This is a genomic window from Rhodococcus sp. EPR-147 (assembly GCF_001647185.1).
Taxonomy (GTDB): domain Bacteria; phylum Actinomycetota; class Actinomycetes; order Mycobacteriales; family Mycobacteriaceae; genus Rhodococcoides.
This window is the reverse complement of the sequence record NZ_LVCU01000011.1, coordinates 1-6871: the sequence shown is the minus strand read 5'-3', so window position 1 is coordinate 6871 and position 6871 is coordinate 1. Positions and strand designations below refer to the sequence as shown.

Here is a 6871-nt window from a genome sequence, read left to right as displayed (position 1 = left end):
CACGACGCTGGAGGACGGCTCGCCCGCGACCATGAGCCGCGGCTTCCATGCGTTCTTCCGGCAGTACTACAACCTGCGAAACCTGTTGCGCCGCACAGATCCAGGATTGTCTCGGTTGCGTCCGGTCGACGACTACCCACTGATCGACGGCGACGGCCGGATCGACGGCTTCAAAGGGTTGCCCGACACTCCGCCGCTCAACGCATTCGCGTTCGTCAAGCGCAGTCCGACGTTCCGGTGGAAGGATCTCACCGACCTCAACGGCATCGCCGCCCTGCCGCTGATGACGGTCAGTGTGCCCAAGACGTTCGACGAGCTGGACACCACTCCGGCCGCAGAGTTTCTGCGCAACATCAACTTTCCCGAGGCCGCGCGGCACCTGGCGTTCGGCGTGTTCTCCCGCAGCTTCTTCGCCGATCCCGAGAAGATGTCTGCTGCCGAGCTGGCGATGATGTTCCACATCTACTTCCTCGGCTCCTCCGAGGGCCTGATCTTCGACGTTCCCCGTGACCCGTATCCACAGGCGCTGTGGGACCCGCTGGGGGAGTACCTCACCGGACTCGGAGTCGACATCAGAACCTCCACGCCGTGCGGTGAGATCACCCGCGGCGGCCTGCGAAAGTTCCGCGTCGACGCGGGCGGCATCATCGACGCCGACGCGGTGGTTCTCGCCACCGACATCGCCGGATTGCAGCGTGTGCTCGAGCAGTCATCCGAGCTCGGTACGCCCGATTGGCGCAAACAGGTTGCAGCGCTGCAGAACACACCGCCGTTCCTGGTGCACCGCGTGTGGTTGAGCAAGGCCGTCAACGCCGACCGTCCCGCCTTCATCGGCACCGGAGGCATGCCCCCGATCGACAACATCAGCGTGCTCGAACGCTTCGAGGACGAAGCGGCGCAGTGGGCTGCCCGCACCGGCGGCTCCGTCGTCGAACTGCACGCGTATGCCGCCGAGGAATCCGAGGAGGTCACGCGGGCGCAGCTGATGGATCGGATGCATCAGATCTATCCGGAAACCGCTGATGCAGAGGTGATCGCCGAGCGATCCGAGTGGCGCGACGATTGCCCCATGTTCGGCCTCGGCGCGTTTGCCGAGCGCCCGACCGTCCGCACTCCGGAACCTGCTCTGGTACTTGCGGGCGACGGCATTCGTATCGATCTGCCGGTGGCGCTGATGGAACGCGCGGCCACCACCGGACTGCAGGCCGCGAACACACTGTTGGCGAGCTGGGGTATCACCGGACACGACATCGAAACAGTGCCGACCAGTGGACGATTCAAGATGTTCGACGCCATCGAGAGACTCATGAACAGGTGACTTCGGGCATGCGGATCGAGGTCGACGATCTGTCGCGTCCGGAGGTGCACGCGCTACTCACCGAGCATCTCGAGGACATGCACGCCACCTCGCCTGCCGAGAGTGTGCACGCCCTCGATCTGTCGGGTCTGCGTGGGCCTGGCGTTACCGTCTGGACCGCCTGGGAGGCAGATGCACTGCTGGGAATTGTTGCTTTGAAGAAGCTTTCACCCGATCATGGTGAGCTGAAGTCGATGCGCACCTCGGCGGTAGCGCGGGGACAGGGTGTGGCATCGCGGCTGCTCGGCTTCGTATTGGACCAGGCTCGGGAGCGGGGCTACGTCAGGGTGAGCCTGGAGACGGGAACTCAGGACTACTTCGCCGCCGCCCGCAGATTGTATGTGCGACACGGATTCGTCGAATGTCCACCGTTCGCGGACTACGTGGTGGATCCATCGAGTGCGTTCTTCTCGTTGTCCCTGTGAACGTTCCGATGAGAAGGGCCGGCACCGAACACTCGGTGCCGGCCCTTCTCGTCAGGCTGCGTGCTGTGTGTGCGGGTAGAGATCGTCGTCGAGAGGTACGGCTCGACACTGATCGAGCGCATCCCCCGTCGAGCATTCCCTCATGCTCGTCTCCACGCCCACAACCGTGCGCCACCAGCGCTCACGGTCGGTCGATTCCGTCCACACCACCGCCTCGGACTGCATAGTGCATCACCCCAATGGTTTTCGTGATCTCTTCGCCGGAGGGTCTGGGATGCCGGTGTGTTCTCGGATCAGGTCGATTCGTGAGCGATGGACTTCTGCTCGCCGGCAATCTCGCCATGTGCGATGTCGACCTTGCGCGGCTTCGCACGTTCTGCGAGGGGAATCGTGATCGACAGAACGCCGTTGTCGTACGACGCAGAGATGCGCTCGGTATCGACGCCGTCGCCCAGCGAGACCTGGCGACGGAACGTGCCGGCGAATCGCTCCGAGGTGATCCACTGCACGCCAGTGCTTTCCGGGGCGGATCGGTGAGCGGTGAGCGTCAACGTACCGCGATCGACGTCGACATCGATCGATCCGGGGTCGACGCCGGGCAGATCGGCACTGAGCACGTAGTGGTCGTCGACTTTGTAGAGGTCCATCGGCATGAATCGCGGGGCGCGGTCCGAACCGGAAGAGGCACCCAGCATGGCCGAGGTGAGGGAATCGACATCACGGAACGGATCGAAACGAAGCACAGCAACCACCTCCTGTACCCAGATGCACTCACCCCTGTGGTGAGTCGCTCCTCAACTGTGCAGAACAGAAATTAGCACTCTCACCCCTGGAGTGCCAAGAGGGATTTCGAAGGTTCTCAGAAATTTTTCAGATCCAATAGTGCTGTGCCGCAGTGGGCGTCGCGATCGCACGAGCTCGTTCAAACACTTAGCCCTTGCGCTAAGTATTGCGGGAGCGATAGTGTGCCTTATGGCTCAGTATTCGACCGTTCTCGACGATGTATTTCAGGCACTGGCCGACCCGACCCGGCGGGCAGTGTTGAGCAGGTTGGGATCCGGACCGGCCACGGTGGGCGAGCTCGCCGAACCGTTCGACATGACTCTCCCGTCGTTCATGAAACACATTCACCTGCTCGAGCGCAGTGGCTGGATTCGCACGCGCAAGGTGGGCCGCGTACGTGCATGCACGATCGAGCGAACCAATCTGGATGCGGCCGGTCACTGGCTGCAGGAACGACGCGCCGTCTGGGAATCCCGGACGGATCGCCTCGAAGACTTCGTCACCCGGACCTCGAATGGAAGTGAACCGCAATGACATCGATCGATCCTGCTACGGACTTGACCATTTCCCGCGTCATCAGGGCTCCACGGGCAGCAGTGTGGAGTGCGTGGACGGACCCGTCGAAGTTCGAGAAATGGTGGATTCCCGCACCGGCACTGTGTCGCGTGGATGCCTGGGATCCGAAGCCCGGCGGAGCATTCCGCACACTGATCAGTGAATCCGGCGGTGCCTACGAGCCACACATGGACGGCTGCTTTCTCGCCGTCGACGACGGTGAGCGCATCGTATTCACCAACTCGCTCGTCGAGGGTTGGCGGCCGGCACCGCAGTTGTTCATGACCGCGGTGATCACCCTCTCCGACCACCCCGACGGAACCGAGTACCACGCCCACGTGATGCACCGCAACGAAGAAGATCGAAAGATGCACGAGGAGTATGGCTTCCACGACGGCTGGGGCACCGTCATCGCACAACTCGCCGAGTTCGTCGAGGGTCAGGCGCGGCCCTGCGACCGCAACTCGTAGCGGCGCTCGGCGTAGTCGAGGTCGTCCTTCCACAGCCGTGCAGCGGTGAAGTTCATCGCCGGCCGCAACAGACCGGATGCCTTGCGTGCCATCTGGAATCCCGGACGATCCGAACTGGCGATCGTGGCCTCGATGACAGCGGTGCGCGGGGTGCCATCGGGCGCGGGAGCCAGAGGCGTCGCATGCGTTTCGACGACGCTGCCCGCTCCTTCGCCGTCGAGAATGCGCATGACGATCGTCCGGGGACCGGGGCAGACGAACTCGGCCCGCACCGGAACTCCGACGCCACGGCTGACGCGGAAGGTCACGTCGACGAGGAAGCGATCGTCCTCGTCGGGCACATCGATGTCGGTGGGCGCACTGACGACCTTCAGTCTCGCGAACGAGTACGGGTGGAACCACGCACCGTGCCAGGGGTCGAGTCGATTGGCGATGATGTCGTCGGGCTCGCACTTGCCGACGAGGGTGACCACTCCGGCGATGGCAGTCGAGGCCGGCGGGCGGATCGGGACCACGGGGACGGGCGTCGGCTCCTCACCGCCGAGCTCGTCGAGACGAACCCACACCAGAACCCCGTCGTCGAATGCGGGAACCGGACGCCAACCGGGCTTGCCCTTCGGCCCGAGTGCAAGACCGTGCCAGCGGCAGACCAACGTGTCGCATTCGATCTTCGCGGTGTCCAACGCGGCACCGAGATGCGGACATGCGCCCGGCCCGATGTGCACCTTGCCTGCCGAGTCACGCCAGGCGACCAGTTCGGTGGTGCCCACGTAGCGGCCGAACGGCTTGTCGGCCTTGACGTCGCGACTGGCAGCGAACACGAACCAATTGCCCGAGGTCCGCGTCTTCGCCCGCTTCAAAGCAGACTCGATGACCTGCGGATTCGCACCCTTCCAGGTGGGCTCCTGCTTGGCCCACGACTCCGACGGCAGCGGCTGCAACGGCATCGTCTTCGGCCAACGTCGTCGTACTGCATCCAGCGCGGTCATTGTTGCTCCCAAAGTCGACAATCGATTCCCGTGTTCTTTCACCATTGTTCCCGTTCGTGGGTACTCAATGTGACATCTGGTGGCCTTTTCGGGGGTCAATGTCACATCGAGTGGACTCGGGGAGCGGTTGCGGGAGGGTGTCGGCGGAGGGAAATGGTGGACGCTCAGGCCGTTAGGTTCGAGGTGTCGACCACCTGGCGGCGCCATTTGCCGAATGATCGGGGTGAGGACACTGCGAGTTCGGCGACCGGGTGATTGTCTTGTCGGTAGAGCGCGACGAAGGGTCCGGTGGCGGGGTCGCCCTCGACGATTTCGGCGACGCAGTGGGGTCCGTGGTGTCCGGCGAATTGGATTCGTGCGGCGTATTGGTCCGACCACACGTAGGGCAGTCCGGTGAATCTCTTGGACCCACCGGTGAGGAGCGCTTCGACGGCGACGGCCGGTCGGGTGGCGGCGGAGGTCCAGTGTTCGTCGCGTCGAATCACCCCCGCGGCATCTCGCACCGCAGCGCAGTCGCCGACGGCAAGCACAGCCGGGTTCGAGGTGATGCCGCGCTGATCGGTCACCACCCCGCCGCAGATCTCCAGTTCGGACCCATCGAGCCAGCCGACGTTGGGCACTGAGCCCACTCCGAGCACGACCACGTCGGACTCTATCGTCGTGCCGTCCGCCAATTCCACCGCACGCACCCGGCCCGCCTCGACGACGAATCCGGCCACCGATACTCCGGTCAGTAGTGCCGCACCGGCGTTTCGATGCCACCCGGCGATCAGTGAGCCCAGCTCACTACCGAACACGCGGGCAAGCGGAGCCTTCGAGGCCTCGACGACTGTCACCGACGCACCCAGTCCCACTGCAGTGGAGGCTACTTCGCTGCCGATGAACCCGGCTCCGACCACCGTGACCCGAACTCCGGGCACCAACGAACTCCGCAGAGCCAGCGCATCGTCCAAGCTGCGGAGCACATGAATTCCGTCGACGCCGATGGTTCCCGGCAGGCGGATGGCGGATGCACCCGTCGCGATCACCACGGCATCCGCCGTCACATCGCCGGAGACGGTGGATACCGTCGTTCCCGACAGGCCCGTCGCCGCGCATCCGAGTTGCCAGTCGAGATCGAGGTCGTCGACGTCCAGCGATACGGCCGATTCGTCGCCGAGCAGAAAAGCCTTGGACAACGGGGGACGGTCGTACGGCTGGTGCACCTCGTCGCCGATCATCGTGATGCGGCCGTCGAAACCTTGATCACGCAGTGCCCGCGCCGCGGCCACTCCTGCGAGCGAGGCCCCGACCACGGTCACCGATTTCACGGGGTGACCGCGATGCGGATGACCCCGTCCTCGACGTGTACGGCGTGCGTTCGCACCGGAACCTTGGCGGGCGCTCCGAGTGCAGCACCGGTGCGGAGGTCGAAACATGCTGTGTGGAGCGGGCATTCGACGGCGCAGCCTTCGACCCAGCCTTCGGACAAAGAGGCGTCCTGATGGGTGCAGGTGTCGTCGATGGCGAAGAACTCACCCTCGACGTTGAAGATCGCGATCGGCGGTGCTCCGGCCGGGGTGACGCGTAAGGCCTCGCCGTCGGGGAGATCCTCGGCGCGACCGACGTCGAGCAGGACGCGGGTGGAGAACGTTGCGGTCATGGTCGGGCCTCCGGGGACCTGAGGGTGTGCAGTGCTCGTGTTGTACCCAGCGTGAGATCGCCCCGTTGCGGCGATGGAACGCTCGAGTTTCGATCGTGTGAATCTGTTGCGCTATACGAAGTGCAGTTCGTATTGTGCAACTAAATCAACTCGACGTACACCCCCTAGGAGCGTGTCATGTCCTCGAGCATCCCGAGGGTTGTGATCGTCGGTGCCGGAATCGTCGGCTGCAGCCTCGCCGACGAACTCACCGCGCGCGGCTGGACGGACGTCACAGTCCTGGACAAGGGCCCGCTACCGCTCACCGGCGGTTCCACCTCGCATGCGCCGGGCCTGGTGTTCGCCACCAACTCCTCCCGATCGATGTCGCGCTTCGCGGCCTACACGGCGTCGAAGTTCAAGAAGCTCGGCTGCTTTCTCGACGTCGGCGGACTGGAAGTGGCGACGACGCCGGAGCGCGTCGACGAGCTGCATCGACGCCACGGCTTCGCGTCGTCCTGGGGACTGACGTCGGAAGTGGTGGACGCCGAGCGATGCCTCGAGCTCTACCCCTTGCTCGACGGCAGCCGAGTCCTCGCCGGTTTGTTCACACCGGACGACGGGCTGGCCAAGGCCGTCAAGGCCGGCGCGACGCAGGCCGAGCGAGCCAC

At 64.4% G+C, this 6871-nt stretch carries 9 protein-coding genes; 5 read left to right on the top strand and 4 right to left on the bottom strand.

Translation table 11 applies throughout. The features are described 5' to 3' along the window. Together A2J02_RS00500 and A2J02_RS00495 are read left to right on the top strand one after the other, a co-directional pair. A partial coding sequence (locus A2J02_RS00500) for an FAD-dependent oxidoreductase (protein ID WP_068045355.1) occupies positions 1 to 1318 on the top strand: 1318 nt, incomplete at its 5' end. A gap of 8 nt (positions 1319 to 1326) precedes the next feature. Beyond that, positions 1327 to 1782 carry a GNAT family N-acetyltransferase gene (locus A2J02_RS00495; RefSeq protein ID WP_068045351.1) on the top strand — a complete coding sequence of 152 codons (456 nt, stop codon included), beginning with the start codon at positions 1327 to 1329 and terminating at the stop codon, positions 1780 to 1782. A 293-nt stretch (positions 1783 to 2075) separates the two neighbouring features. On the opposite strand, the gene A2J02_RS00490 is transcribed toward A2J02_RS00495, so the two are convergent. After that, a complete protein-coding gene (locus A2J02_RS00490; RefSeq protein WP_068045348.1) occupies positions 2076 to 2525 on the bottom strand; it encodes an Hsp20/alpha crystallin family protein in 450 nt (149 codons plus the stop codon). 229 nt (positions 2526 to 2754) lie between these two features. Here A2J02_RS00490 and A2J02_RS00485 point away from each other — a divergent pair, with 229 nt between their 5' ends. Both A2J02_RS00485 and A2J02_RS00480 read left to right on the top strand, forming a co-directional pair. Next, positions 2755 to 3099 (top strand): ArsR/SmtB family transcription factor, encoded by a 345-nt coding sequence (locus A2J02_RS00485; protein ID WP_068045345.1) that lies wholly within the window; start codon positions 2755 to 2757, stop codon positions 3097 to 3099. Beyond that, complete coding sequence (locus A2J02_RS00480) at positions 3096 to 3590, top strand: SRPBCC family protein (RefSeq protein WP_068045342.1); 495 nt, start codon at positions 3096 to 3098, stop codon at positions 3588 to 3590. Before A2J02_RS00485 ends, A2J02_RS00480 begins: the two co-directional genes overlap by 4 nt. Here the strand turns inward: A2J02_RS00480 and A2J02_RS00475 are convergent. The 3 genes from A2J02_RS00475 to A2J02_RS00465 form a co-directional block, all read right to left on the bottom strand. Then, positions 3560 to 4579 (bottom strand): DUF5914 domain-containing protein, encoded by a 1020-nt coding sequence (locus tag A2J02_RS00475; RefSeq protein ID WP_068045338.1) that lies wholly within the window; start codon positions 4577 to 4579, stop codon positions 3560 to 3562. The two genes, A2J02_RS00480 and A2J02_RS00475, sit on opposite strands and share 31 nt — an antisense overlap. A 164-nt stretch (positions 4580 to 4743) precedes the next feature. Continuing rightward, entirely contained in the window at positions 4744 to 5889 is a 1146-nt protein-coding gene (locus tag A2J02_RS00470; RefSeq protein WP_068045335.1) for an NAD(P)/FAD-dependent oxidoreductase, read from the bottom strand. Beyond that, positions 5886 to 6221 carry a bifunctional 3-phenylpropionate/cinnamic acid dioxygenase ferredoxin subunit gene (locus tag A2J02_RS00465; protein ID WP_197477884.1) on the bottom strand — a complete coding sequence of 112 codons (336 nt, stop codon included), beginning with the start codon at positions 6219 to 6221 and terminating at the stop codon, positions 5886 to 5888. Before A2J02_RS00465 ends, A2J02_RS00470 begins: the two co-directional genes overlap by 4 nt. Positions 6222 to 6398: 177 nt before the next feature. Between A2J02_RS00465 and A2J02_RS00460 the strand changes: the two genes are divergently transcribed. Beyond that, positions 6399 to 6871, top strand: a 473-nt coding sequence (locus tag A2J02_RS00460) for an NAD(P)/FAD-dependent oxidoreductase (protein ID WP_156516021.1), incomplete at its 3' end; no start/stop codon positions are given.

Bases quoted from the DNA above. Each gene is read 5' to 3' on its own strand.
- A2J02_RS00495 (WP_068045351.1), top strand. From the start codon at position 1,327: ATGCGGATCGAGGTCGACGATCTGTCGCGTCCGGAGGTGCACGCGCTA.
- A2J02_RS00485 (WP_068045345.1), top strand. From the start codon at position 2,755: ATGGCTCAGTATTCGACCGTTCTCGACGATGTATTTCAGGCACTGGCC.
- A2J02_RS00465 (WP_197477884.1), bottom strand. From the start codon at position 6,221: ATGACCGCAACGTTCTCCACCCGCGTCCTGCTCGACGTCGGTCGCGCC.
- A2J02_RS00480 (WP_068045342.1), top strand. From the start codon at position 3,096: ATGACATCGATCGATCCTGCTACGGACTTGACCATTTCCCGCGTCATC.
- A2J02_RS00475 (WP_068045338.1), bottom strand. From the start codon at position 4,579: ATGACCGCGCTGGATGCAGTACGACGACGTTGGCCGAAGACGATGCCG.